This is a genomic window from Lacisediminihabitans profunda (assembly GCF_008040105.1).
GTDB classification, from domain to species: Bacteria; Actinomycetota; Actinomycetes; order Actinomycetales; family Microbacteriaceae; genus Lacisediminihabitans; species Lacisediminihabitans profunda.
On record NZ_VRMG01000007.1, the window covers coordinates 258,862 to 285,113 of the forward strand.

The following is a 26,252-nucleotide window of genomic DNA, read 5'->3' on the forward strand; positions in this document are numbered from 1 at the left end:
CCCCGAAAACGCAGGAGATCCGCGCCGGGCCGGCCGATAGCGGGCCGTCGCGGTCTCTGTCGACGCGATTGTCCTGCGTTTTCAGAAGCCGGCGGCGTGCGCGGGTTGGACGAGTCGGCTCAGGCGTCGGCCAGAACGGCGAGAATCGCGTCGCCGTACTTGGCGAGCTTGCTCTCGCCGACGCCGCTCATGGTGCCGAGCTCGGCGATGGTCGACGGCTTGCCCGTCGCGATCTCGCGCAGGGTGGCGTCGTGGAAGATCACGTACGCCGGCACCCCCTGCTCCTTGGCCTCGGCCGATCGCCAGGCGCGCAGCAGATCGAACACGGGAGCCGCCCCGACCGGCAGGTCGGCGACCGCGGTGCGCCTCGCTCTGGCCGCGCGCGTCGGTCGCTCGAGCTCGCGCCTCAGCATCACGGGCCGCCGACCACCGAGCACGTCGGCGCTCGCCTCGGTGACGAGCAGTGTGCCGTAGCCGTCGCTGTTCACGGCGAGCAGGCCCTGGGCGAGAAGCTGGCGAACCACCCCGCGCCACTCGGGCTCGCTCAGGTCGGCACCGATGCCGAAGGTCGACAGGCTCGCGTGGTCGTGCTGGCTGACCCGGGGCGTCGACTTGCCGATGAGGATGTCGATGATCGCGCCGGCGCCGAACCGCTGGTTGCGTTCCCGCTTCAGCCGCACCACCGTGGAGAGCAGCTTCTGCGCAGGGACCGTGCCGTCCCAGGCCTCGGGCGGCGAGAGGCAGGTGTCACAGTTGCCGCACGGCGTCGACGTCTCGCCAAAGTAGGCGAGAAGCTGCACCCGGCGGCACTCGATGGTCTCGCAGAGGGCGAGCATCGCATCCAGGTGCGCGCTCAACCGGCGACGGTGCTCGGCGTCCCCCTCCGACGAGTCGATCATCCGCCGCTGTTGCACCACGTCCTGAAGTCCGTAGGCGAGCCAGGCCGTCGACGGCAACCCGTCACGGCCGGCCCGGCCGGTCTCCTGGTAGTACCCCTCCACCGACTTGGGCAGGTCGAGGTGGGCGACGAAGCGCACGTCCGGCTTGTCGATGCCCATGCCGAACGCGATCGTCGCCACCATGACGATGCCGTCCTCGCGCAGGAAGCGGGACTGATTGGCGGCGCGCACGCGCGTGTCGAGACCCGCGTGATACGGCAGGGCCGGGATGCCGTTCTGCACGAGGAACTCGGCCGTCTTCTCCACCGACGCGCGCGACAGGCAGTAGACGATTCCAGCATCCCCCGGGTGCTCGGAGCGCAGGAGCTCGAGCAGCTGCTGCTGGGGAGCGTTCTTGCCCGCGATTCGGTACTGGATGTTCGGCCGGTCGAAGCTCGCCACGAAGTGCCTGGAGTCGGAGAGCTGGAGCCGCTTCTGGATCTCGAGGTGGGTCTGCTCGGTGGCCGTGGCCGTGAGGGCGATGCGCGGAACGGTCGGCCAGCGCTCGTGCAGCACGGAGAGCTGCAGGTAGTCCGGGCGGAAGTCGTGGCCCCACTGGGACACGCAGTGCGCCTCGTCGATCGCGAAGAGCGAGATCACCCCGCGGTCGAGAAGGTCGGCCGTGGCCGGCACCTTGAGTCGCTCCGGGGCGAGATAGAGCAGGTCTAGCTCTCCCGCGATGAACGCGTTCTCGACGGCGGCCCGCTGGGACGCATCCTGGGTGGAGTTGAGGAATGAGGCTCGAACACCCACGGCAGAGAGGGCGTCGACCTGGTCTTGCATGAGGGCGATGAGCGGAGAGATGACCACGCCGGTCCCCTCGCGGACGAGGGCCGGGATCTGGTAGCAGAGCGACTTGCCGCCGCCGGTGGGCATGAGGACGAGTGCGTCCCCACCCGCAACGACATGGTCGATGATGGTCGCCTGGTCGCCGCGGAACGCGTCGTAGCCGAACACCGTGTGGAGAGCCTCGGCCGGGGTCGCGTACTGCACGGGCGTCGCGCGAGCCGGGGCCCGAAAGCGATCCGGCGCAAAGCGCTCCGGAGCGACGCGATCCGGAGCGAATTGCCCCGGCGAATCATCTGGAAACGGCGGATCATCGTAGGGGTCCGGCGGCGCTTCCATCTCCGGATCCCAGGGGATCTCTGCGCTCCAGCTCACTCGGCGAGTCTACCCGCGACCGCCGACACGACCGGGCGTACCGTTTCGGTTGGGGGTCAGCTGCACCGTGACCCGAGCGGGCGTCACAGGCCACCGGTCATCTCGAAATGGTCACCGACAGTTAACCGCTAGCGTGGAAGCCTCCCCGTCGATTGGCCCCCATGCTCGCCGTTCTCATTGGCCTCGCCGGTGCGCTCATCTTCGGTTCGGCCGACTTCATCGGGGGTATCGCCTCCAAACGGATCAGCTCCGTTCGCGTGACGGCGGTCGGCGGACTTTCGGGGCTCGCCGTGCTGCTCCTGGCGCTGCCGGCCATCGGCGGCACGTGGTCGAGCAAGGCGGTGCTGCTCGGTGCGATCTCGGGGGTGAGCGGCTCCCTCGCGATCGTGCTGCTCTACGCCTGCCTCGCGATCGGCCCGATGAGCATCCTCTCGCCCGTGACCGCGGTGGTGTCCGCTCTCGTGCCTGCGCTCGCCGGGGTTCTGCGCGGCGAACGGCTGAACGGGATCGCGTACGTCGCGCTCGCGCTCGCCCTTGTCGCTGTGGTCCTGGTGGGATTCGTCCCGGAGAAGGGCGCCGTGCGGCCATCCCTCAAGGCCCTCGGCATGGCCGTCGCCTCCGGGGCGCTCATCGGTTTCTTCCTGATCGTGATCGATCTGACCCCGGCGGATTCCGGCCTGGTGCCCTTGGTGGTGAACCGAACGGTGAATGCCTCCATCATGTTCTCGGTCGTGCTGATCGCAGGGCTGCTGAGCCGGAGCCGACCGCGCGAGCGCTCGGCGGGCGGCCGGCTGCCGGCGGCGGGCTGGCGGCCGGGCCTCTGGCTCGCGATCGCGGGCGGCGCGGTTGATGCCACGGCCAACGCCCTCCTGCTGCTCGGCTTGCGGATCGGCGACCTGACCGTGCAGTCCGTGCTCACGGCCCTCTATCCGGCTGGCACGATCATCCTGGCGGCCGTCGTGCTGAAGGAGCGCATCGCGCCCGTGCAGATCGTGGGTCTCGTTCTCGCACTCGTGGCGGCGGCGATGCTCGCCATCGCGTGAGGCGCGCGTCGGAGCTTACTGGCACAGTGGTTGCAGCGCGGCCGAGATCGAAGGGAGGCAGCCCATGCTGAGCGTTCTGCTCGGACTCGCCGGCGCCATCATCTACGGCGCGAGCGACTTCTTCGGGGGGATGGCGGCCCGCCGGGTGAGTGCGGTGCGGGTGACCGCGATCAACTCCGTGGTGGGCTTCGTCGCGCTGGCAGTGGGCTCACTGCTCCTGCCGACGACGTGGAGTCGGGATGCGCTGATCACCGGCGCGCTGACCGGGATCGCGGGAGCCGCGGCGCTCGTGCTGCTCTACGCCTGCCTCGCCATCGGACCGATGAGCATCCTCTCCCCCATCCTGGCGCTCGTCGCCGCCGTCGTGCCGATCACCATCGACTTCGCCCGGGGCGAGAGGCTCAGCCCCGCGGGCGATGCCGGTCTCGTCGTGGGGCTTGTGGCGATCATCCTGATCTGTCTCGTGCCGGGCGCCGGGGCGGTGCGGCCGAGCGCGCGAGGCATCCTGATGGCCATCGGATCGGGCCTGGCGATCGGCGTCTACCTGGTGGTCATCGACCTGTCTCCGGCCGACAGCGGACCGGCTCCCCTCGTCGTCTGCTTCGCCATCACCGGCCTCGTGATGGGCTCGATCCTGTTGGCGGGCGCCGTGCGTCGTCGCCTGCCCGCCGAAAGCGCGCGGGGCGCCGTGCTTCTCTTCGCAGTTCTCTGCGGCCTGACGGATGCTGCGGCCGCACTTCTCTTCCTGCTCGCCCTGCGTGCCGGCGACCTGTCGGTGGTCTCCGTGCTCAACGCGCTCGCGCCGGCCGGCACGATCATCCTCGCCGCCATCGTGCTCAAGGAACGGATCGCCGTGGTGCAGTGGGCGGGCCTCGCCGTGGCCCTCGTGGCCGCCGCGCTGCTCGCCCTCGCTTAGCTGCTCTGCTTCTCGGCCCGTCGACAACGATCACTAGAATCGATGAATGGAACTTCGCCAACTCGAACACTTCGTGACCGTCGCCGACGAGCGGCACTTCACCCGCGCGGCGGAACTGTTGCAGATCTCCCAGTCCGGGCTGTCCGCGTCGATCCGCGCCCTCGAGACGGAGTTGGGAACCTCGCTGTTCGTCCGGAGCACCAGACGCGTGGAACTCACCGCCGCCGGCCAGGCGCTACTCGCGGATTCGATCCGCACCCTCGCGAGCGCGGCGGCCGCCCAGAACGCGGTCGCGGCGGTGCGCGGACTGGTGCGTGGGCGATTGACCGTGGGCGCCGAGCCGTGTCTCGGCGCCATCGACCTGCCGGCCGAACTCGGCCGTTTCCGGGTCGCGAACCCGGGGGTGGAGGTGCGGCTGCGCTACGACGGCTCCGTCGAGCACCTCGAGAATGTGGCGAGTGGCCTCACCGACGTCGCCCTCGTCGTGGCGACTGGCCCGGTGCCGCAGGGGGTGCGGCTGCGGCGGCTGAGCTCGCAGAAGCTCGTGGTCCTCTGCCACCCCGACCACCCGTTCGCCGCCGTCGGCGAGGTGGACATCGAGTCGCTGCACCGGGAACCGCTGATCGGCTTCCAACAGGGCTGGGGCGCTCAGGTTCTGTCGCGTCGGGCCTTCGCGGCCGCCGGATACGACTTCCGCGCCTCGATGGAGGTGAACGACGTGCATCCGCTTCTCGACCTGGTGGAGTACAACCTCGGCGTGGCGATCGTGCCCGCGAGCTTCGCGGCGAAGCGGCCGGACTCGCTGTGCTCGGTGGCCCTGCCCGACGACATGCCGGAGTGGACCGTCGCGGTCGCGGTGGCGGACGAGCCCAGCCCGGCCGCCACCGCGTTCCTCGATCAGCTCTTCGAGAGTCCCATTCAGGCCGCGTCGAGCATGGACAGCTCCTCGGCGGAGAGCGTGACCTCGGCCGCCTGAACCGAGTTGGTGATGCTCTCCGGCCGCGATGCCCCGGGGATCGGGATCACGCGGGGCGACTTGGCGAGCTCCCACGCCAGGCAGACGACCTGCGGGGTGAGCCCGCGGTCCGCCGCGACCCGCCCGAAGGCCGCGAAACGGTCGCCGAGGGAGCCGGCCGACCTGATTCCGCCGAGGGGACTCCAGGGCAGGAACGCGATCCCGAGCTCGTCGCACAGCTCGAGCTCCGGCTCGCTGCTGCGGAAGGCGGGCGAGAACTGGTTCTGCACCGACACGAGCCGCCCGCCGAGGATCTCCTGGGCGAGCCGGATCTGCTGTGGGTTCGCGTTCGAGATCCCGGCCATCCGGATCGTTCCGGCGTCGAGCAGGTCGCGGATCGCGCCGACCGAATCCTCGTACGCCACCTCCGGGTCCGGGCGGTGGAACTGGTAGAGCCCGATCGCGTCCCCGCCGAGACGGGCGAGCGACGCCTCGGCCGCGCGCTTGAGGTACTCGGGGCGCCCATCCACGGTCCAGGAGCCGTCGCCCGGACGCAGGTGGCCGCCCTTGGTTGCGACGAGCACCTTCGAGGCGTCACCGCCCCACGAGGCGATCGCCTTGGCGATCAGGGACTCGTTGTGTCCGACGTCCGTCGCGGTCAGGTGGTACGCATCCGCGGTGTCGAAGAGCGTGACACCGAGGTCGAGCGCGGCGTGGATGGTGGCGATCGATCGGGCCTCGTCCGGTCTCCCCTCGATCGACATGGGCATGCCGCCGAGGCCGATCGCGCTGACCTCGACGTCACCGATTGTGCGAGTCTTCATGTTTCAGTTCTTCTTTCTGTCGGGTCTTGCCGGCGGGTCACCAGGCGTAGTCTTCCGGGGCGGTCTTGCGGCCCGGGAAGATCTCGTCGAGGCGGGCGAGCGCTGCGGGATCGAGCGTCACGTCGAGGGCGCGCACCGCGGCATCCAGCTGCCCCTGTGTGCGGGGTCCGATGATCGGAGCCGTCACCGCCGGCTGGTGCAGCAGCCAGGCGAGACCGATGTCGCCCGGCTCGTGTCCGAGTTCCGCCGCGAAGTCTTCGTACTTCTCGATCGCGTCTCGATGTGTCGCGAGGGTCTCGGCCGCGCGCCCCTCGAGGCGGCGTTTTCCTTCCTGCTCCTTGCGCAGCACCCCGCCGAGGAGTCCCCCGTTCAGTGGCGACCAGGGGATGATGCCGAGGCCGTTTCCGATGGCGGAGGGAATCACCTCGAGCTCGATGTCGCGCTTGAGCAGGTTGTAGATCGACTGCTCGCTCACGAGTCCGGTGAAGTTGCGTCGGCGCGCCTCCGCCTGGGCCGTAGCGATGTGCCAGCCGGCGAAGTTGCTGCTTCCCGCGTAGAGGATCTTCCCCTGGGCGACGGCCGTCTCCATCGCCTGCCAGATTTCGTCCCAGGGGGTCTCCCGGTCCACATGGTGGAACTGGTAGAGGTCGATGTAGTCGGTCTTCAGGCGCGTGAGGCTGGCATCCAGCGCGCGGCGGATGTTGAGAGCCGAGAGCTTGCCCTCGTTGGGCCACGGCGTCATGTCCCCGTAGAGCTTGGTGGCGAGCACGGTTCGTTCGCGTCGACCGCCGCCCTGCTCGAACCAGTTGCCGAGGATCGTTTCGGTGATGCCCCTGCCGAGGTCGCCGCCGTAGACATTCGCCGTGTCGAAGAAGTTGATTCCGTGCTCGTGCGCCGAGTCCATGATGCTGAACGAGTCGGGCTCCGTGGTCTGCGGACCGAAGTTCATCGTTCCGAGGCAGAGTCTGGAGACTTTCAGGCCGCTGCGGCCGAGGTGTGTATAGTCCATGCCTCTAGGCTGCGCTCGCGTCGCTCCAGCTGTCCAACAGGGGATCCGGATGCAACTGTGCGCTCGCGCTTCTCAATGCGATCCGATTCCCGCTCGGCTCGCGTTTCGTTGCTCGACTCGCGTTTCTCCGTCCGCCGCTCGCCTCGCGTGTCTCCGTCGCTTTCTCGCGTTTTCTCGCGTTTCTCCGGAGCTTTTGGCGAAATTGGTCCGTTTCCGTCCCAAATCGGCCTGGGCGGCAGGCTTCCCGGCTGAACCTCCGGAGAAACGCCCGTTCGTGCTTGGGGACGGTCAGCCCTCGTCGAGGATGAGGCGCTTGCCGAGGCTGAGCACCTGGTCTTCGCCGTAGCCGAGTCCGCGATAGAAACCGAGAACCTTCAGGTTGTCGGATCGCACCTGGAGGTTGAGCTTCGGGCATCCGCGCTCCACGAGCTTGCGCTCCACCTCGGCCATGATGGCCCGACCGAGGCCCTGGCGCTGGCGAAGCGGGTCGACCGCGAGGTAGTGCACCCAGCCTCGGTGGCCGTCGAACCCGGCCATCGCCGTCGCCGCGATCGAGGCCGGCGCGTCGCCGGCCTCGCCCATTTCGACGACCTCGCCCACCAGGAACAGTTCCGGCTGCTCGGTGAGTTTGCGCGCGATGTCGGCGCGCGGGTCGTTCCACGGTCGAACGAGCCCGCAGCGCTCCCACAGGGCCACGACGACGTCGGTGTCTGGTTCGGCAAACGGTCGGATCAGCATCCTCCAACTTTACGGCCCCGCCCGCCACCCTCCGGCACCCGCGTTTCTCCGGAGGTTGCCCCGGATTCGGACCGGAATCGGCCTCGATGGGCGGTGCGGACGCGAAACCTCCGGAGAAACGTGAATCGAGGGAGGGAGGAACGACAAAGGGCGCCCATCCGCAAGGATGAGCGCCCTTCGTTCGAGAGTGCTGCTGACTACAGGGCCGCGAGTTCTCCGATGACGCGGTCGCCGGGCGCCGCCATCTCCACGGACGCCTTGATCTCGGCGCGGCCGAGGAGCTCGTCCATGCGACGACGACGCGCCTTGGAGATGAGCGTCACGACGGTGCCGACCTTGCCGGCGCGGCCGGTGCGACCCGAGCGGTGCAGGTAGGTCTTGTACTCGTCGGGCGCATCGGCCTGGATCACCAGGCTGATGTCGTCCACGTGGATGCCGCGGGCCGCGACATCCGTGGCCACGAGCACGTTGACCCGGCCGCTGGTGAGCAGCTGGAGGTTGCGCGTGCGACGGGACTGGTTGAGGTCGCCGTGCAACGAGGTGGCCGGGATTCCGGCGTCCTCGAGCTGGTCGGCGAGCTGCTCAGCGAACGCCCGAGTGCGCGCGAAGATCAGCGTCTTGCCCTCGCCACCGGCGAGCTCCTCGATGATGCGGGTCTTGTCGCGCTGCTCGATGAGCAGCACCTTGTGATCGATCGTCGACGACGCCTGGTCTTCGCCCGCAACCTCGTGCACCGACGGGTCCTTGAGGAACTGCTTGACGAGCGTGGCAACGCCCTTGTCGAGGGTCGCGGAGAAGAGCAGCTTCTGGCCGCCCTTCTTCGTGGACTCGAGGATGCGCTGCACCGGCTCGAGGAAGCCCAGGTCGCACATGTGGTCGGCCTCGTCGAGCACGGTCACGAAGACCTCGCTGAGGTCAAGACGGCCCTGCTCGATGAGGTCCTCGACGCGGCCCGGGGTCGCGATGACGATGTCGACACCGCGCTGCAGCGTGGAGACCTGCTTGAACTGCGGCACGCCACCGACGATCGTGGTGGTGAAGAGCCCCACACTGCGTGCGATGGGCTGCACGGTGCGGTCGATCTGCATGGCGAGTTCGCGGGTGGGAGCGAGGATGAGCGCGCGGGGCTTGCGGCCCGGCTTGCGTCCGGCGCCGCCCATGTTCTCCATGAGGCGCTCGACGAGCGGTGCACCGAACGCGATGGTCTTGCCGGAGCCGGTCTTGCCGCGGCCGAGGACATCCTTGCCGGCGAGAACGTCGGGAATGGTGGCCGCCTGGATCGGGAAGGGCGTCTCGGCGCCCATCGCGATGAGCTGGCGGGTCATGTTGTCGCCGATGCCGAGGTCGGCCCAGGTCTTGCCGCTGGCGTCGCCCGCGGTGATCACCTTCGCTTCGAGGCGCTCGAGCACGACATCCTCGTGAGGCTGGAAGCCCGCCGAGTGGCCGGTGCGCTGCGAGTCGTTTCCGAACTCGCGCTTGGCCGGGTAGTAGTCGCTCTCGCGGCGGGGCGCGCGATCGTCCGACCGCTGCGGGCGGTCGCTGTAGGTCGGGCGCTCGGTGCGTGCCGGACGGTCGTTGTAGGAGGGACGCTCGCTCGACGTGCGCGCCGGACGGTCGTTGTACGCCGGGCGCTCCGTGCGTGCCGGACGGTCGTTGTAGGAGGGACGCTCGCTCGACGTGCGCGCCGGACGATCGTTGTAGGCCGGACGCTCCGTGCGCGCCGGACGGTCGTTGTAGGAGGGACGCTCGCTCGACGTGCGCGCCGGGCGGTCGTTGTACGCCGGGCGCTCCGTGCGCGCCGGACGATCGTTGTAAGCCGGACGTTCGGTGCGGGCCGGACGATCGTTGTAGGAGGGACGCTCGCTCGACGTGCGCGCCGGACGGTCGTTGTACGCCGGACGCTCGGTGCGCGCCCCGTAGGACGGACGCTCCGTACGCTGCGGGCGGTCGCCATAGGACGGACGCTCGGTACGCTGCGGGCGGTCCCCATAGGACGGACGCTCCGTACGCTGCGGGCGGTCCCCGTAGGACGGACGCTCCGTACGCTGGGCGCGATCGCCATAGGACGGGCGGTCGTTCGAGGCCGGGCGGTCGTTGGTCGGCGTCCAGTTGGGACGACGGTCGTTCGAGGCCGGGCGGTCGCCGGTGCGCGAGGCACGCTCATCCGCGTTCCAGCGCTTCTTCGCCGGGGCGGCGTCGGCGTGGAAGCCTCGGTGACCCTCGCTGCGGCTGCCGGGCTTGGAGGCTCCGGTGGAGTTGTACTTCTTGGCTGGACGGCCAGAGTCGGACTTCTTATCGAAATTAGGCATGGTTCTTTCCGGGTTGTATTAAGTTGCATGGCAGCGCGCAACCAACAAGCAGCGCTTCTGCAGGAACCCGGGCAGTCTTTGGCCAGGACCGTTCACATACGTGATTTTCCCCGCACCAAAAAGGAGTAGTTAAAGGTGGGGAAACCGGCCCGAAAGACTTACAAACCCATTCGCAAGATTTCGCGATGTCTAGAGCCGACCTGTCTACGTTACCGGAAGACCGGAAAATCCGCACTAAATTGGCCGGAATCATGAATCGCGTTTTCCGTGCGGCCCGCGCGCTCGCGGAGGCGATCGCGCATCGCGACGTTTCTGCACACGAAGCTCGACGGATGAGTCAGGCTTGGCTGATCATGACTTTCTCCATCGAGCCGGCGACCGCGCCCGGCGTCACCGAACTCCTCCGGCTGAGCGACGAGTTCGCCTTCTCCCTCTACCCCGCCGACAGTTGCTACCTGCTCGACGTGAGTGAACTGACCGCGCCCGGGGTCACTGTCGTCGTCGCCCGCTCGGGCGACGATGCGGTCGGCGTCGGCGCCCTCGTCGAGCGCGGCGACGGCTCCGCCGAGCTCAAGCGCATGTTCGTGAGGTCGGATGCCCGGGGTCGCGGGATAGCGAGCGGCATCCTCACGACGCTCGAAGGGGTCGCGCGTGGCCATTCGATAGCCACGCTCCAGCTCGAGACCGGGCCGCTGCAGCCCGAGGCGATCGCGCTCTACGAGAAGCACGGCTACCGCCGCATCCCCGCCTTCGGACAGTATGTGGGCGACGACTTCAGCGTGTGCATGGCGAAGACACTCGGCTGAAGCGGGCTCAACGCTCGAACCGTGTCGACCCGTTGGCATCCACCGCGACGCGGATGCGGTCCATCATCTCCGCCGACATGTCCGGCAGGGCGTCGAGGGCGAACCAGGCCGCTGCGGTGTTCTCGCCATCGGCGGGATGCGGCTCGCCGGAAAGATAACCGCAGCGGAATACCAGGTCGAGGTACTGCGATTCGTCCCCGTTGGGGTAACGGATCGGCGGCAGCGCCTTCACCCAGGCGAGCACGTCAACGCGGGAGACGATGTCCGCCTCCTCGAGCACCTCGCGCTCGGCCGCCACCGCCGGCTCCTCGCCCGGGTCGATGATCCCGGTCACCGGAGTCCAGGCACCCGTGTCCGCTCGACGAACGAGGAGCACCTCGTCGCCGCGAACGACGACCGCGGTCACGCCGGAGAGCCAGAGCGGCGCGTGTCCGATCTTCTCGCGGAGCGCGAGGACGAAGTCGGGAGTGGCCATCCCGCGATCCTAGCCAACCTCCGCAGCGGGCTTCGCGACGGCCGTCTCCTTTGCCGCACGCCGGTCGTTGCGTCGTTCCTTCGCGCCCTCGACGAGATAGTAGAGCACCGGCAGCACCACGAGAGTCAGCAGGGTCGAGGACACGAGGCCGCCGATCACCACGATGGCGAGGGGCTGCGAGATGAATCCGCCATGACCGGTGAGCCCGATGCCGAGGGGCAGCAGCGCGAAGATCGTCGCGAGCGCGGTCATGAGGATCGGGCGCAGACGCCGGGAGGCACCATGGATGATCGCCTCCCCAACCTTCATGCCGCGGGTGCGGTACTGGTTGATGAGGTCGACGAGAACGATGGCGTTCGTCACGACGATCCCGATGAGCATGAGCACCCCGATGAGGGACGCCACGCCGAGCGGGATGCCGGACACGACCTGCAACGCGATCGCCCCGGTCGCCGCGAACGGCACGGACACGAGCAGCAACAGCGGCTGGCGCAGGCTCTTGAAGGTGGCGACCATGACCACGTACACGATGAGGATCGCCGCGAGCAGGGCGAGTCCGAGCTGGCTGAAAGAGTCACTCTGCTGGGACGTGACTCCACCGAGCGTGGCCGTGGCGCTCGCGGGGAGCGTCACCTTGGCGACGGCCGCCGAAACGGTGGCCGAGGCGCTGCCCGTGTTGTCTGTTGCCGGTGTCACCGTGAGGGTCGCGCTGCGCAGCCCCTTGATCGTGGTGATGCTCGACGGGCCGTTCACCGTCGCGATCGTCGCGAGGTCGGAGAGCGGAACGATGCCCTTCGCCGTGGGGATCGAGAACGCCGACAGCTCGGCCGCGGTGGTCGGCGCGCTCGAGTTCTTCACGTAGATCGAGAGCGTCTTGCCGTCGATGACGACGCTGCCCGTGGCGCTCGGGTTCATGGCCTGGGTGACGATTCCCCCGACCTGCACATCGGTGAGGCCGGCGGCAGCCGCCTTCGTGCGGTCGATCTGCACGGCGATGTACGGCAGGGATGCCGAGAGGTTGCTCGAGGCTCGCGACACGACGCTGAGCTTCCCGACCTTCGCCAGGATGGCGCTGGACGCCTTGCGCAGGTCGCCGTCGCTGCCCGCCGTGATGTTCACCTGGATGTCCGATGAGCCGAACCCGCCCTGGGCGGTGGCGACCGCGAGCTCGCCCTGTCCCTTGATCGTCTTCAACTCGGCCGTCACCGCGGCCTGCAGCTTCGCCTGGTCGGCGTTCGGGTCCGTCGTCAGCGAGAAGGTGCTCGACCCGCCCCCGGCGAAGGCGGCGCGGAGGGAACTGCCGCCCGATCCGATCGTGAGCAGCACGGTCTTGACGCCCTTGACATCCTGCAGCGCCGTCTCGACCTTCTTCGAGGCGACGACCTGCGCGTCGAGGCTGGTGCCGAGCGGGAGGGTCTGGGTCACGGTGAGGGTGTTCTGGCCGCTATTGCCGATGAAGTTGGTCTTGAGGCCGCTGGCGACGAACCCGCTGCCGGCGAGCAGGAGGAGGGCGCCGACGAGGACGATCGCCGGGAACTTGAGCGTCCAGCGAATCACCGGGAGGTAGGCGCGCTGGAGCCGGGTGGGGTGTTCGAGCTCGTCGGCCGCGGCCGAGGCGACCGCCGGGCTGCCGGCATGCTTGTGCGCCGTCTTCTTGTTGCCGAGGAACCAGTAGGCGAGCACAGGGACGATGGTGAGAGCCACGAACAGCGAGGCGCCGAGGGCCATCGTCACCGTGAGGGCGAACGGGCGGAACAGCTCCCCCGTGATTCCGCCGACGAGGGCGATCGGCAGGAAGACGGCGACGGTGGTGATGGTGGAGGCGGTCACCGCGGTCGCGACCTCCCGCACTGCCGTGAGGATGGCCGGTAGCTTCTCCTCCCCGAGGCCGATGTGGCGCTTGATGTTCTCGATCACGACGATGGAGTCGTCGACCACCCGACCGATGGCGATCGTGAGGGCCGCGAGCGTGATGACGTTCAGCGTGTAGCCCGAGGCCTGCATGCCGATGAAGGTGATCAGTACCGAGACCGGAATCGAGATGGCTGTCACGAGCGTCGACCTGATGGAGAACAGGAAGACGAGGATGATGACCACCGCGAAGACGAGGCCGAGCAGCCCCTCCTGCGCGAGGCTGTCGATCGACTGGGTGATGGACGGCGCCTGGTCGGCGACGACCACGAACTTCGTGTTGCTGCCGAGCTGCTTCTCGAGCGTCGGGATGTTGCTGCGCACCAGGTTCGACACGGTGACCGTGTTGCCCGCGGCGGACTTCGTGACGTTGAGGGTGACGGCCGGCTTGCCGTTGACGCTCGAGAAGCCGGTGGTCGGGTCATTCACGATGGCGACGGTGGCGAGATCGCCGATCGTGGGCGCGACGGCCGCGCGGGCACCGAGCAAGGGCAGCGCCGCGATCTCGTCGGTCGTGGTGATGCGCGACCCGGACTGCACGGTGAGCGTCTTGTCGTTCTCGGTGATGGATCCGCTCGCGAGCAAGGTGCCGTTGGCGGCGAGTGCGGCCTTGATGGACTGGATGCTGAGGCCGTCGGCGGCGAGTTTGTCGGCATCCGGGGTGATTGCCACGCGCTGGGATGCCGCGCCGAGGAGGCTGACGTCGCTCACCCCGTCGAGCTGCTTGAGGTTCGTCACCGTCAGTGCCGACAGCTTCGAGGCGAGGGTGTTCTGATCCATGTCGCTCGTGACGGCGAGCTGGATCACGGGGAAGTCGCTCAGGCTGAAGGTGATCACCTGGGGCGTGACGCTGGCGGGCAGGATCGATTTGATCCGATCGAGGGCGAGCTGCACCTTCTGCTCCGACGTGGCGATGTTGGTTCCGAAGGCGAAGGAGGCGGTGACGGTCGACGCGGCGGTATTGGAGGTGGCCGTGGTCGAGTCCAGGTTCTCCAGGCCCTGGAGGGCGCTCTCGATCGGCGTGCTCACATCGGTGTTCACTACGTCGGGCGAGGCGCCCGGGTAGGACGTGACGATGTACACGGACGGGAGGGTGAGCGAGGGGATGAGCTCCTGTTTGAGCGACGCCAGCGCGAGGCCGCCGAAGATTGCGACGACCACCGTGATCAGGGCGATGAGCGCCCGGTTGCGCAGGCTGAAGACGGACAAGAGGTGCACGGGGTTCTCCCTGGACGCTGCGGTGTGACGCCGCGAGTGGCGCCGGAGAAGGCGCGCTGCTGGCGTGCCTCCCTCGAAATTATCTCAGTGCCCGGTGCCTGCTCGCATACTCTCGCGGGAGTAGTTGGGTCAGACGACCTCGGCGAGATAGCTGGAGTCGAGCATCGGCCCGCGAGCGAGCGAACCCCAGGCCGTCTCGAGGGCGGACACCGCACGATCGATCTCCTCGGTCGGGTGCCCGAACGGGATGCGCAGGAACCGCTCGAACGCGCCGTCGATGCCGAACCGCGGCCCGGCCGCGAGCAGGAGCCCCTCATTGCGGGCGGCGAGGGTGAGCTGCGAACTCACCGGCGCTCCGAGATTTATCCAGGCCGTCATCCCGCCCGCAACGTGCGGCACCCGCCACTCGGGGAACGCCCGGCGCAGCTCTGACTCCAGGTGATCCCTGCCCCGCCTCAGCTGGGCCCGGCGCGCGTCGAGCACCGGCGGGAAGTCGTCGAGGAGGTCGGCCACGATCAACTGCTCGAGGATCGGGGTGCCGAGGTCCCCGGCGCTGCGTGCCCTGGTGAGCTTCTGGATGAGCTGGCGTTCGGCCCGGATCCAACCGATGCGCACCCCGCCCCACACGGTCTTGCCGACCGAGCCGATGAGCACCGCCGGCCCGTAGGCCGCGAGCGGAAGCGTCGCTGCCGACTCGTCGATCGCCAGTTCCGCCGTGGTCTCGTCGGCGACGATCGTCGTTCCCTGCTTCGCGGCGATGGCGAGCATCCGTTCCCGCAGCTCGGGCGACATCGTGCGCCCGGTCGGGTTGTGGAAGTCGGGCATGACGTAGCCCATCGCCGGGCTCGCCCGCTGGAGGGCCTGCTCGATGGCCGGCTCGTCCCATCCGTCGTCGGTCGTGACGCTCACCGGTACGAGTCGCGCCCCGGTGAGGCGGAGGGCCTCGTAGGCGTGGGGGTAGCTCGGCGACTCGACGAGGGCGCCGTCGCCGCGCCCGAGCAGCGTTCTCGCCAGCAGCGCGATCGCGTGCTGGGCGCCGATGGTGACCATGACCTCCTCCGGCTCGGTCGGCAGGCCGCGCGCCGTGTACCGGTCGGCTATGGCCGTCCGCAGCACCGGCAGGCCGATCGGGTCGAACCCCGAGTCACCGAGGTAGGCGGGCAGGGCCTCCGCCGCCCGTCTGGCCGCGTCGGCAAGCAGCGGGATGGCGGGAAGTGACGCCTTGCTGAAGTCGAGGTAGCCGCTGTGCACGTTCTCGATCGACACCGGGGCACGGGCGGGCAGCCGGGCCACGCTCCCGGATCCCCGCACGCTGTCGAGATAGCCGGCGTCCCTCAGCTCGGCATAGGCCGCGGTGACGGTGGTGCGGCTCACTCCGAGCTGCGCGGCGAGATCCCGCTCGGCCGGGATGCGGGTGCCGAGGGGTACGCGTCCGTCGAGGATGAGAAGCCGCACGCGGCCGGCGAGCGCGCTGTAGGCCGGGGCGGCGGTGGCTTCCCGCCATCCGCTCAGCACGGAGGCCAATGCGCGGGCTGAGATCGAAGACATAAGGCCACTCTACGACGATTGGCATCTTGCGATAAGGCCAATCGAGTAATTGGATACAACCATGCCTCCTGTTCTCGTCCTCTCGCGTCGGATCGCCCAGCTCCTGGTCGGCCTCTCCCTCTACGGCTTCGCCATCGCCATGATGGTGCGCGCCGGGATCGGGGTGTCGCCGTGGGACGTGCTGTCGCAGGGTGTCTCGCTGCAGACCGGAATCGCGTTCGGCTGGGTGACCAACATCATCGGGGTCGTCGTGCTGCTGCTCTGGATCCCGATTCGGCAGAAGCCGGGCATCGGCACGCTGCTCAACGTGCTCCTGATCGGGCCGAGCGCCGAGGTCGGACTTGCCGTCCTTCCTGCCCAGCATGTGCTGTGGCAGCAGGTGCTGCTCTTCGCCGGTGGGCTCGCGCTGCTCGCCGTGGCCACGGGCCTCTACATCGGCGCCCGGTTCGGGCCGGGACCCCGCGACGGCCTCATGACCGGCATCCACCGCCGCTGGGGCTGGCGCCTCTGGATCGTGCGCACCTCGATCGAGATGGTGGTGCTCGGCATCGGCTGGCTGCTGGGCGGCAACGTCGGCATCGGCACCGTGGCCTTCGCCCTCCTGATCGGCCCGATGGTCAACGTGACGATCCCGCTCCTGCGGGTGCCCACCGCGCCCGTCCCGACGGCCGCCCCCTCCCCCGTTCAGCCCTCCCCCGTTCAGATTGGAGAACCACTGTGATCGCCCTCGTCTCCCTCGCCGCGCTGGCGCTCTGGGGATGCCTCGCCACCGTCGAGGTCGTGCGTCGCGATGGCTATCGGCAGGTCCCCACGCTGGCCCGCTACTGAGCGGCGTGCCGATCGGGCCCTCCTCAGCAATCCTTAGAGGTTGCGCTCGGCGAACGCCGCCATCGCGTTTCGCACGAAGGTCGCGCCCTCCAGGCCGCCGTACTTCGCGCCGAATCGTTCGTCGGCGACGTACAAGTCGCCCATCCCCACGAACTGCTCCGGCGTCGGGCGCCTGCCCTGCCAGCCGACGACCAGCCAGTCGTAGTGGCGCCGCGTGATCGCCAGGACCTCCTCGCTCTCGACGCTGGCGCCGGCGGCGATAGCCGCCAGGTAATCCGCCTGCACCGACTTCTGGTCCTCACGGAACTTCGCCTTCTCGGCCGCCGTGAGCGACCGCCACCAGCGGTCACCACTCGCGTACGCCTCCGTGCCCCAACGTTCCTCGACCTCTTGCCTGTACTGCGTGTGGTCGAAGCCGTCGAACATTTCCTCTGCCATGAGTTCTTCACCTCCCCTCATTCGTCGAATCGTGGCCTCCACCGAGCCGATCTGCCGGTCGAGCCTGTCCTTCTCCAGCCGGAGCCAGCGCAGGTGTCTCTCGAGCGCATCCGCCTGTTCTCGGTCGCCCGCGAGCAGGTCGGCGATCGCCGGCAGTCCGAGGCCGAGCTCTCGCAGCAGCAGGATGCGCTGCAGCCTCACGAGGGCATCGTCGTCGTAATAGCGGTAGCCGTTGACGCCGATGCGGCTCGGCTCGAGCAGGCCGATGTCGCCGTAGTGCCGCAGCGTGCGGGATGTCGCTCCCGACAGCCTCGCGATGTCCTGGATGGATCTCTCCACGCCGCCTCCGTCCCTCGTGTGCTCCACGCTAAACGTTGACGCCGCGTCAATGTCAAGGGTGGGATTGCTCCGCCCGCAGTGCGGCGCCCGTCGAGTTCGCGGGGAGCCGCGCCTCGCGGAGGGAGTCCCACCTCGCGGACGGAGTCGCGCGGCCCGGCGGCGGGGAAACGCACTCGCGGAGGGAGGCGGGACCCCCTCCGCCGTGCGGTTTCCCCGCCGCGAGGCGGGCGGGTGCGTCCCCGGCCCGGGGCGGCGACTGCGCGGGGCCCGGCCCGAGCCGCGTCAAACGAGGGGCTTGCGCTCCGCCAAGACGCGATATATCTTGAGTTTACGCACACGCGATATATCTCGATTCGGATGCGCGGCATCCGCCAACGAAAGGCACGACAATGGCTCTGGAAAAGTGGCTCGTCGACGGCGAGAAGGTCATCGACATCGAACTCGTCCGCAATCTCAAGGTCGCCCTCATCGCCGGTCAGGTGAACATCGTCGGACACGACGAGCCGGGCGCGCGGGTGGAGGTGCACTCGGTGCGCGGCAAGGCGCTCAAGGTTTCGATCGACGGGGACACCCTCGAGATCGACCACCCCCAGCTCAGCTGGGACAACTTCATCGACGTGTTCAAGTCGTTCAGGGGATCCGCGAGCGCGGACGTGAGCATCATGGTCCCCCGGGATGCCGCGCTCAAGTTCGGCGTCGTGTCGGCGAGCGCGCTCATCAGCGGCCTCACCGCCGACGCACGCATCAGCACGATCTCCGGCGAGGTCGTGGTGGACAACCACCGCGGAGATCTCGAGCTCAACGCCGTGAGCGGCGAGCTGGCGGTGCGCAATCACACCGGCAAGATCGCCGCCCACACCGTGAGCGGCGACGTCACTGCGACGGGCGAGATCTCGCGCTTCACCTGTGAAGGCGTGTCGGGGAACGTCTTCCTCGACATCGCCGGGATCCCGGATGAGGTGCGCATCAACACCGTCAGCGGCAACGTGACGACCAGGCTGGAGGCCGGCGTCGCCGCGCAGTACCGGATCAACACGGTCAGCGGCAAGCTGCAGCTCGACGACGCGTCCATCACCGGGGTTCGCGGAAGCTACACCGGCAAGTACGGTGTTCTGGAGAAGAGCTGGCTCGACTTCAAGGCCAACACGGTGAGCGGTGACGTCTCGGTGCTGCACGCGGTGACCGCATGACTCCTCCGGTCTTCGCGCACGGACACCTGAGGCTGTACCTGCTCAGCATCCTCGCGACGCAGCCCATGCACGGCTACGAACTCATCCAGGCCCTCGGCGACCGGTTCGGTGGGACATACGTGCCGAGCGCCGGCACCATCTACCCTCGACTGGCGAAGCTCGAGGACGAGGGACTCGTCACCAAATCGAGCGACGGTCGCAAGACCGTCTACGCGATCACGGATGCCGGCCGCGCCGAACTCGAGGCGCGACAGGGCGAGCTCGACGGGATCGAGAGTGACGTGACCGACTCGGTTCGCCGCCTCGCCGACGAGGTCCGGGCCTCGGTGAACGGCGCGATGAAGACGCTGCGGGCCGATCTCGCCGCCGCGGCACGCGAGGCGAGGGATGACGCGAGGGACTTCGGGCGCACCGTTCGCGTGGACACCCAGCGCTCCACCACGAGCACGCAGCTGCACGAGGCCGAGATGGTGCTCAACGAGTTTCGCCACCAGGTGCGCGTCGACCTTCGTCGACTCGCCGCGGACGGCGAGATCCCCGCGGAGATGGTCGCGCGGCTCAAGGAGCGGCTCGACGGCGTGCGGGCCGACCTGCTGGCCGGCTGAACGCGCAGGGCGGGCCGCGAGGATCCTCACGGAATCCTTACGGCCCCGCAGGCGTCGAGGCCCGTGATCCCGGGGTCGCGGGCCCGAGCCTTACGAATTATTGACACTGCAGGGAAGGGGTGTAGTGTCGCTCCTCGTGACTAGCGAAGTTCGGTCGCCGAAGAGGTGGCTGATCGGCGAACCGCTGGCGTCTGAGAAACTCGAAGGCCAGCTCCTCCCGAAGCATTTGGCGCTGCCTATTTTTGCCAGCGACGCCCTTTCCTCCGTGGCCTACGCGCCGCAGGAGCTCCTCCTCATCCTCACCCTCGGCGGCCTCGCCTTCCTGAGCTTCGCCCCCTGGGTGGCCGCCGCAGTGGTGCTGCTGCTCATCGTGGTCGTGTCGTCCTACCGCCAGCTCATCAAGGCGTACCCCTCGGGCGGCGGGGACTACGAGGTGGCGCACCGCAACCTCGGCGAGAAGGCCGGCCTCGTGGTGGCCTCCGCGCTCCTCGTGGACTACATCCTCACCGTGACCGTGTCGGTGGCATCCGGCGTGGACAACATCATCTCCGCGTTCCCCGTGCTCAACACCTGGCGAGTGGAGATCGCCGTCGCCTTCGTCATTCTTCTCGCCGCGATCAACCTGCGCGGTGTGGCCGAGTCAAGCAAGGCCTTCGCGCTGCCCACCTACCTCTTCATCGCGAGCGTCGGGGTCATGATCGTGACCGGGCTCGTACGCGCGGCGCTCGGCGACACTCCCATCGCCGCCTCCTCCGCCTTCACCGTGAAGTCGCCGCAGAGCCTCAGCCAGATCGCCTTCATCCTGCTGCTGCTGCGAGCCTTCGCCAGCGGCTGTAGCGCGCTCACCGGCGTGGAGGCGGTCGCCAACGGCGTGCAGGCATTCCGCCGCCCCAAGATCAAGAACGCGCAGCGCACGCTCGTGCTCATGGGTTCCATCGCGATCGTGCTCTTCGTGGGCATCATGGCGCTCGCCCTGATCAGCCGGGTGCACTACGCCGAGACCGCCTGCGACCTGCAGGGGTTCAAGGACTGCACGACCGCGCCTCAGGCGAGCGTGATCTCGCAGATCGCGGCCGCGGTGTTCCCGGGCGCCGGTTATTTCATGTTCTACGTGGTGCAGGGCACGACCGCCCTGGTGCTGCTGCTCGCGGCCAACACGGCGTTCAACGGGTTCCCCCTGCTCGGATCGGTACTCGCCCGAGACTCGTACGCGCCCAAGTCCCTGCAGACCCGAGGCGACCGGCTCGTCTACTCCAACGGTGTCCTCGTGCTGAGCGCCGCCGCCATCCTGCTCCTGCTGATCTATCGCGCCAACCTCACCCAGCTCATCCAGCTGTACATCATCGGCGTCTTCGTCTCCTTCACCCTCGGCCAGACCGGCATGGTCGTGCACTGGACCAAGATGCTGCGCGAGGGTTGCGCCAACCGCGGCCAGGTGTACCGCAGCCGGGCCATCAATGCGACCGGCGCCCTCTTCACCGGCATCGTGCTCATCGTGGTGACCATCACCAAATTCACCCACGGCGCGTGGCTGGTGTTCGCGATCATGCCGGTGCTGTTCTACCTGATGCTGCGCATCAACCGGTACTACGCGAAGGTGGCGCGGGACATCGAGGTCGACCCGACCACGACCTTCGGCGCGTCGGGCGACCACGCGATCGTGCTCGTCGGAAAGATGCAGAAGCCCACCCTGAAGGCGCTCGACTACGCCATCGCCGCCCGGCACGAGAGCATCGAGGCGATCCACGTGAGCATCGACGATGCCGCGTCGGAACTGCTCTCCAAGCAGTGGGACGAGATGAACATCAAGGTGCCGCTGCGCATAGTGTCGTCGCCGTACCGCGACATCAGCATGCCCCTGATCAAGTACATCAAGGCGCGGCGGGCGGAGTACGGCTCCGAGGTCGTCACGGTCTACACACCCCAGTACATCGTGGGCCACTGGTGGGAGAACCTGCTGCACAACCACAAGGCCCGCCGCATCCGTCAGAAGCTCATGCTCTGTCATGGCGTGACGATCGCCCTGGTTCCGTGGCTGCTCGACTCGTCGAAGGCGCTCTACGGGCGCCCATACCGGCCGCTTCCCGGCCAGGACCGCCGTGGCGAACCTCGTCGACCGGTGATGCGCAAGCCACTTCCGCCTGCGGCCCCGCTGGTCAAGAAGCCGACCCCGGCCAAGAACTCCGTGCGCCAGTAGCCCGGTCCGTCTTCAGCGCACGCCCGTGATGGCCGAGCGCTCGCGCATCACGAGGTGCGGTGTGACGAGCCGGTGCCGCGGGTCGGTGGACGACGACGACCAGCCGACGATCTCGCCGCCGGTCGGCCCGAGCAGCAGCTCCAGCGCCCCCGCTGCCACCTCGTCGAGCGGCTGCTCCACGCTGGAGAGGCCGACGGCCTCCGCGACGGGGGTGTTGTCGTAGCCGATCACCGGGATGTCCGCCCCCACGGCCAACAGCGCGCCGAGGGCGAGCGAGTCGCTCGCGCACACCACGGCATCGACCGGCGTACCGGAGTCGAGGAGCGCCTGCAGAGCCTCCCGGCCCTGGGCGACGCCATCCACCGTGCTGAGGTCGAGGGCGTCGAGTTCGGCGGCACTGAGCCGGCCGTCGGACTCCATGGCGTCCCGCCAGCCCCGCCGTCGATCATCGCCGGTGCCGGAGGGCCGCGGCCAGCCGAGATAGGCGATTCGCAGCCTTCCCTCGCCGAGAAGGTGGCCGGTCGCCTCGTGCAGGCCGCTCCAGCCGTCCACATCCACCCAGAGGTGCCTCGGGTCGTTCATGTCGTCGATGCCCCAGGGCCTGCCGAAGGTGACGAACGGCACGTTGTTCTCGATGAGCCACTCGGTGCGGGGATCCCCGTGAAAGGTGGCGGTGAGCACGAACGCGTCGACGTCGGCCCCGTCGCGGAGCCGCTTGAACTGGCGGATCTCGTCCTCCGGGTCGAGAGCCGTGAAGAGCATCACCCTGAGGCCACGCTGGTCGGCCTTCTCGGTGAGCGCGTGCAGGAACCTGTCGAGCACCGCACCGGAGATGCCGTTCTGCATCGGGTCGAGCCGGATGCCCAGGGTGGAGCTCTTCTGGGTGCGCAGCCTTCTCGCCGAGGCGTGCGGGCGGTAGCCGAGTTGCGCGATCGCCGCCTCGACCCGTTCGCGGGTGGCCGGCTTGACAAGCCCAGGCGAATTGAGCACGTTGGAGACGGTCTGCCGGGACACCCCAGCGACGCGGCCCACATCGACCACGGTGGGCAGTTGGGACACGGCCGCCTCCTCGCTCTTGATCGATCAAGCAGTAACGGTACGCTATCGCGGTCCGCGCCGTGAACTGGCCTTTCGACCTCCCGCACGCACAGAGTCATCGCGCGCGCCGCGCACCGAATGTCACCGAATCGCTACCGTGATCGGGTTGACACCCCTCGCGGGCGGCTATATCGTCATACTGCTGTTTGATCGATCAAATTGCGGTGCTTCACCGCAAAGTTTGAACGATCCAATCCCAAAGGAGGGCACTGTGACCGCCGGTCTCTCGCGCACACTGCCCCCATCCGGTTCGCGCCGCGACCGACCCGGCCGCGGCGCGCCCCTTCGACTTCTCTGACGCCCTCGCAACACCCAACCAAGGAGAAACACATGCAACGACGCACAACACGCTGGCTGGTAGTCGGCGCCTTGGCTGCGGCCGGTGCCCTCACGCTGAGCGCGTGTGGGTCTGGCTTCAGCAGTGGCTCGAGCACTTCGGGCACCGGTGGACTCACCTCGTCCAAGAAGGCACTCACCGTGCTCATCGGCTCGAGTGGCGACGCCGAGACGAAGGCCGTGAACAGCGCGGTAGCCGACTGGACGAAGTCCTCCGGCACGAAGGCGACCGTCTCCGTGGCGAGCGACCTCAACCAGCAGCTCGCCCAGGGCTTCTCAGCCGGCAAGCCGGCCGATGTCTTCTACCTCTCGACCGACGCCCTCGCGGGATACGCCTCGAACGGGTCGCTGCTCGCCTATGGCGACCAGCTCAAGAACAAGAGCGACTTCTACCCGAGCCTCGTCAAGTCGTTCACCTTCGACGGCAAGTTCTATTGCGCCCCGAAGGACTTCTCGACCCTCGCCCTCGAGATCAACACCGACATGTGGAAGGCGGCCGGCCTCACCGATGCCGACATTCCCAAGACCTGGGATGACCTCGCCACCGTCGCGAAGAAACTCACCACTCCCCAGCACGTCGGTCTCGGCATCGGCGGCGAGTACGCCCGCATCGCCGCGTTCATGACTCAGGCCGGCGGCAACCTCATGAACGCCGACAGCACCAAGGCCACGGCGAACAGCGACGCCAACATCAAGGCGCTCGACTACGTCAAGACGCTCATCGCCGACGGCAGCCTCAAATACGCCAAGGACCTCGGGGCCGGATGGGGCGGTGAGGCCTTCGGCAAGGGTCTCGCAGCGATGACCATCGAGGGCAACTGGATCACTGGAGCCATGACCAACGACTACCCGAACGTCAAGTACACGATCGCCGAGCTGCCGACGGGCCCCGCCGGCAAGGGAACCATGCAGTTCACCAACTGCTGGGGAATCGCCGCCGACAGCCCCAACCAGGCCGCCGCGCTCAAGCTCGTCGAGAAGCTGACGAGCTCGAGCGACCAGCTCGCGTTCTCGAAGGCGTTCGGTCCGATGCCGTCGATCAAGTCCGCCGCCGCCACGTGGAAGAAGGACAACCCCCTGCTCGTGCCGTTCCTCAAGGGAGCGGACTATGCGAAGGGCGTGCCGACCGCCAAGGGCGCCGCTGACGTCGTGACCGACTTCAACTCGAAGATCGAGAGCCTCGCCACCGGGGATCCCAAGACGATCCTCGACGCCACGCAGAAGAACCTCGAAGCACTGGTCAAGTAGTCACTATGACTGCGACCACGAGACGGCCTTCCCGCTCCGGCATCCGGGGCGGGGAGGCCCTCTCGGGCTACCTGTTCACCGCACCCATGCTCCTCCTCCTCGGGCTGTTCCTGGTCGTGCCGGTGCTGATGGCCCTCTGGGTAAGCTTCTCCGACTGGAGCGGGCGAGGAAGCCCGCTCTCCGGCGACGTCCACTTCGTGGGCCTCAACAACTACTCCGCGCTCCTGACCGGCGGCGGACTCGCCGAGCAGGACTTCGGCACCGCGCTCAAGAACAACGCCTGGTACGTCGTGCTCGTCGTGCCGTTGCAGACCGCGCTCTCACTCTTCCTGGCGGTGCTCGTCAACCGGCAGATCCTCAAGGGCCGCGGATTCTTCCGTACCGCGTTCTACTTCCCGTCGGTCACCAGCTCGGTGGCCATCACCGTCCTCTGGTTGTTCCTGTTCAACTCCACCGGCGCGGTGAACAAGCTGCTCTCGTTCATCGGCGTCAAGGGCCCGAACTGGTTCAACGATCCTGACGGCATCATCCACAACTTCTTCGGCCTCTTCGGGGTGAAGACCGGGCCGGCAGTCCTCACCGGCAACACCGCCCTCGGCGTCTCCTGGTGGGACTGGCTGGGTGGGCCATCCGTCGCGATGACCGCATTCGTGCTTCTCGCGGTCTTCACCACGAGCGGCACGTTCATGCTGCTCTTCATCGCAGGGCTCCAGAGCCTCGGCGGCGACGTGACCGAGGCGGCGATGATGGATGGCGCGAACGGCTGGCAACGCTTCTGGAAGGTGACGCTCCCCCAGCTGCGCCCCACCCTGTTCACCGTGCTCACGCTCGGGCTGATCGGCTGCTGGCAGGTCTTCGACCAGATCTACACGGGCACGAAGGGCGGCCCGGGCAAGACCACACTCACGCCCGCGTTCCTCTCCTACCAGTCGGCGTTCAACAACCAGCAATGGGGACAGGGCGCGGCGATCGCGTTCATCCTCTTCATGATCATCGTGTTCTTCACCCTGGTGCAGCGCTGGGTGCTGGCCGAACGCAAGGTCTCGAAACGCCGGATGCGCGGCTACGAGATCCCGCCGTCCGGGACGCCCGTCGCAGCCCCGACCCAGCCCGGCCGAGACAAGGAAGGCCAGCGATGAGCACCATGACGAAGGCCGCGACGTCCCGCTCGTTCACGCGCACCGCGCGCCCGGGCGGCCGCGCGATCGCGGCGCGATCGCTGCTCTACGCCCTGCTCGTGGCGCTGGCGATCGTCTACATCTTCCCGTTCCTCATCCAGGTGGCGACGTCGTTCAAGACGGAGGCGGAGGCCGCGGCCAATCCGCTCTCGCTCGTGCCGGCGACGTTCTCCACGGCGGCCTACGAGCGGCTGTTCCTGCACTCGGACTTTCCGATCTGGTTCAAGAACTCGGTGATCGTGACGGTGTTCGTGACCCTCGGCCGGGTGTTCTTCAACTCGCTCGCCGGCTACGCGCTCGCCCGGCTCAACTTCCGCGGGCGCAACCTGATGTTCGCGGGCCTGATCGCCGTGATGTCGGTGCCCGGGGTCGTGCTGCTCATCCCGAAGTTCCTCGTGATCAACCAGATCGGCATCTACGACTCCTACGCCGGCATGATCATCCCGCTGCTCACCGACGCGGCGGGGATCTTCATCATGAAGAACTTCTTCGAGTCGATCCCGGTGAGCGTGGAGGAGCAGGCGCGGATCGATGGCGCCGGCACCTTCCGGGTGTTCTGGTCGGTCGTTCTGCCGATGGCGAGACCCGCCCTCGTGACGATCATCATCCTGTCGTTCCAGGGCTCGTGGAATGAGCTGAGCCACTTCATCGTGTCCACCCAGTCGCCCGACCTCGTCACCCTCACGAAGGGCGTCGCCTCGCTCGCCTCCGGGCAGTTGAGCCAGGGCACCCAGTATCCGATCAAGCTCGCCGCGGCGGCGATCATGACGGTGCCGGTCGCCGTGATGTTCTTCATCTTCCAGAAGCGCATCATGAACGCGAGTGACGGCGCGGTCAAGGAGTGACGGGCGCCCTCCCCGAACCCGCGCGAGGTGGTCACCGCCACGGTGGCGACGTGCGGGATCCTCGACACCCGACCACACAACGGCAAGGAAACTCGTAAC

At 68.1% G+C, this 26,252-nt stretch carries 21 protein-coding genes; 11 read left to right on the top strand and 10 right to left on the bottom strand.

Translation table 11 applies throughout. The annotated features are described in order from the left end of the window. Positions 1–119: 119 nt before the first annotated feature. Positions 120–2,063, bottom strand: a complete 1,944-nt coding sequence (gene recQ / locus FVP33_RS10690; RefSeq protein WP_147783694.1) for a DNA helicase RecQ — start codon at positions 2,061–2,063, stop codon at positions 120–122. A gap of 197 nt (positions 2,064–2,260) precedes the next feature. Between recQ and FVP33_RS10695 the strand changes: the two genes are divergently transcribed. The 3 genes from FVP33_RS10695 to FVP33_RS10705 all read left to right on the top strand — a co-directional run bounded on the left by FVP33_RS10695 (position 2,261) and on the right by FVP33_RS10705 (position 5,034). Next, positions 2,261–3,142 (top strand): EamA family transporter, encoded by an 882-nt coding sequence (locus tag FVP33_RS10695; protein ID WP_147783633.1) that lies wholly within the window; start codon positions 2,261–2,263, stop codon positions 3,140–3,142. A 64-nt stretch (positions 3,143–3,206) separates the two neighbouring features. Next, positions 3,207–4,058 carry a DMT family transporter gene (locus FVP33_RS10700; protein WP_147783634.1) on the top strand — a complete coding sequence of 284 codons (852 nt, stop codon included), beginning with the start codon at positions 3,207–3,209 and terminating at the stop codon, positions 4,056–4,058. A 46-nt stretch (positions 4,059–4,104) separates the two neighbouring features. Beyond that, positions 4,105–5,034, top strand: coding sequence for a LysR family transcriptional regulator (locus tag FVP33_RS10705; RefSeq protein ID WP_147783635.1), 930 nt, complete (start codon positions 4,105–4,107; stop codon positions 5,032–5,034). Here FVP33_RS10705 and FVP33_RS10710 read toward each other — a convergent pair. The 4 genes from FVP33_RS10710 to FVP33_RS10725 form a co-directional block, all read right to left on the bottom strand. Beyond that, the gene (locus FVP33_RS10710; RefSeq protein ID WP_147783636.1) at positions 4,977–5,837 is read right to left on the bottom strand and encodes an aldo/keto reductase; all 861 of its coding nucleotides are present in this window, start codon (positions 5,835–5,837) and stop codon (positions 4,977–4,979) included. The two genes, FVP33_RS10705 and FVP33_RS10710, sit on opposite strands and share 58 nt — an antisense overlap. Positions 5,838–5,874: 37 nt before the next feature. Next, positions 5,875–6,846, bottom strand: coding sequence for an aldo/keto reductase (locus FVP33_RS10715; RefSeq protein WP_147783637.1), 972 nt, complete (start codon positions 6,844–6,846; stop codon positions 5,875–5,877). A 288-nt stretch (positions 6,847–7,134) separates the two neighbouring features. Further along, a complete protein-coding gene (locus FVP33_RS10720) occupies positions 7,135–7,584 on the bottom strand; it encodes a GNAT family acetyltransferase (protein WP_147783638.1) in 450 nt (149 codons plus the stop codon). Between the two features lie 197 nt (positions 7,585–7,781). Beyond that, positions 7,782–9,893 carry a DEAD/DEAH box helicase gene (locus FVP33_RS10725; RefSeq protein WP_147783639.1) on the bottom strand — a complete coding sequence of 704 codons (2,112 nt, stop codon included), beginning with the start codon at positions 9,891–9,893 and terminating at the stop codon, positions 7,782–7,784. A 353-nt stretch (positions 9,894–10,246) separates the two neighbouring features. Between FVP33_RS10725 and FVP33_RS10730 the strand changes: the two genes are divergently transcribed. Next, the gene (locus tag FVP33_RS10730; RefSeq protein ID WP_147783695.1) at positions 10,247–10,699 is read left to right on the top strand and encodes a GNAT family N-acetyltransferase; all 453 of its coding nucleotides are present in this window, start codon (positions 10,247–10,249) and stop codon (positions 10,697–10,699) included. A gap of 7 nt (positions 10,700–10,706) precedes the next feature. Here FVP33_RS10730 and FVP33_RS10735 read toward each other — a convergent pair whose 3' ends face one another. The 3 genes from FVP33_RS10735 to yczR form a co-directional block, all read right to left on the bottom strand. Continuing rightward, positions 10,707–11,174 carry an NUDIX hydrolase gene (locus FVP33_RS10735; RefSeq protein ID WP_147783640.1) on the bottom strand — a complete coding sequence of 156 codons (468 nt, stop codon included), beginning with the start codon at positions 11,172–11,174 and terminating at the stop codon, positions 10,707–10,709. A 9-nt stretch (positions 11,175–11,183) separates the two neighbouring features. Further along, positions 11,184–14,303: an efflux RND transporter permease subunit gene (locus FVP33_RS10740; RefSeq protein WP_147783641.1), complete on the bottom strand. Its 3,120-nt coding sequence runs from the start codon at positions 14,301–14,303 to the stop codon at positions 11,184–11,186. Positions 14,304–14,432: 129 nt separating this feature from the next. Further along, positions 14,433–15,851: a MocR-like transcription factor YczR gene (gene yczR / locus FVP33_RS10745; RefSeq protein WP_147783642.1), complete on the bottom strand. Its 1,419-nt coding sequence runs from the start codon at positions 15,849–15,851 to the stop codon at positions 14,433–14,435. Positions 15,852–15,912: 61 nt separating this feature from the next. Here yczR and yczE point away from each other — a divergent pair, with 61 nt between their 5' ends. Next, positions 15,913–16,572 (top strand): membrane protein YczE, encoded by a 660-nt coding sequence (yczE, locus tag FVP33_RS10750; RefSeq protein WP_147783643.1) that lies wholly within the window; start codon positions 15,913–15,915, stop codon positions 16,570–16,572. Between the two features lie 140 nt (positions 16,573–16,712). Here yczE and FVP33_RS10755 read toward each other — a convergent pair whose 3' ends face one another. After that, the gene (locus tag FVP33_RS10755; RefSeq protein WP_147783644.1) at positions 16,713–17,456 is read right to left on the bottom strand and encodes a MerR family transcriptional regulator; all 744 of its coding nucleotides are present in this window, start codon (positions 17,454–17,456) and stop codon (positions 16,713–16,715) included. A 389-nt stretch (positions 17,457–17,845) separates the two neighbouring features. Here FVP33_RS10755 and FVP33_RS10760 point away from each other — a divergent pair, with 389 nt between their 5' ends. From FVP33_RS10760 to FVP33_RS10770, 3 genes are all read left to right on the top strand, one after another. Beyond that, positions 17,846–18,646: a DUF4097 family beta strand repeat-containing protein gene (locus FVP33_RS10760; RefSeq protein ID WP_147783645.1), complete on the top strand. Its 801-nt coding sequence runs from the start codon at positions 17,846–17,848 to the stop codon at positions 18,644–18,646. Further along, on the top strand, positions 18,643–19,251 hold the full coding sequence (locus FVP33_RS10765; RefSeq protein ID WP_147783646.1) for a PadR family transcriptional regulator: 609 nt from the start codon (positions 18,643–18,645) through the stop codon (positions 19,249–19,251). Before FVP33_RS10760 ends, FVP33_RS10765 begins: the two co-directional genes overlap by 4 nt. 136 nt (positions 19,252–19,387) lie before the next feature. Continuing rightward, positions 19,388–21,448: an APC family permease gene (locus tag FVP33_RS10770; RefSeq protein ID WP_246142293.1), complete on the top strand. Its 2,061-nt coding sequence runs from the start codon at positions 19,388–19,390 to the stop codon at positions 21,446–21,448. Positions 21,449–21,460: 12 nt separating this feature from the next. Here the strand turns inward: FVP33_RS10770 and FVP33_RS10775 are convergent, their stop codons facing one another. Beyond that, entirely contained in the window at positions 21,461–22,507 is a 1,047-nt protein-coding gene (locus FVP33_RS10775) for a LacI family DNA-binding transcriptional regulator (protein WP_147783647.1), read from the bottom strand. A gap of 369 nt (positions 22,508–22,876) precedes the next feature. On the opposite strand from FVP33_RS10775, the gene FVP33_RS10780 reads away from it, so the two are divergent. Genes FVP33_RS10780 through FVP33_RS10790 form a run of 3 tightly spaced genes read left to right on the top strand, consistent with a single transcriptional unit; the run spans position 22,877 to position 26,153 of the window. Beyond that, positions 22,877–24,130 (top strand): sugar ABC transporter substrate-binding protein, encoded by a 1,254-nt coding sequence (locus tag FVP33_RS10780; protein ID WP_147783648.1) that lies wholly within the window; start codon positions 22,877–22,879, stop codon positions 24,128–24,130. Positions 24,131–24,135: 5 nt separating this feature from the next. Further along, positions 24,136–25,269: a carbohydrate ABC transporter permease gene (locus FVP33_RS10785; RefSeq protein ID WP_147783649.1), complete on the top strand. Its 1,134-nt coding sequence runs from the start codon at positions 24,136–24,138 to the stop codon at positions 25,267–25,269. 5 nt (positions 25,270–25,274) lie between these two features. Next, the gene (locus tag FVP33_RS10790; RefSeq protein WP_425460945.1) at positions 25,275–26,153 is read left to right on the top strand and encodes a carbohydrate ABC transporter permease; all 879 of its coding nucleotides are present in this window, start codon (positions 25,275–25,277) and stop codon (positions 26,151–26,153) included. The last annotated feature ends 99 nt before the right edge of the window (positions 26,154–26,252 follow it).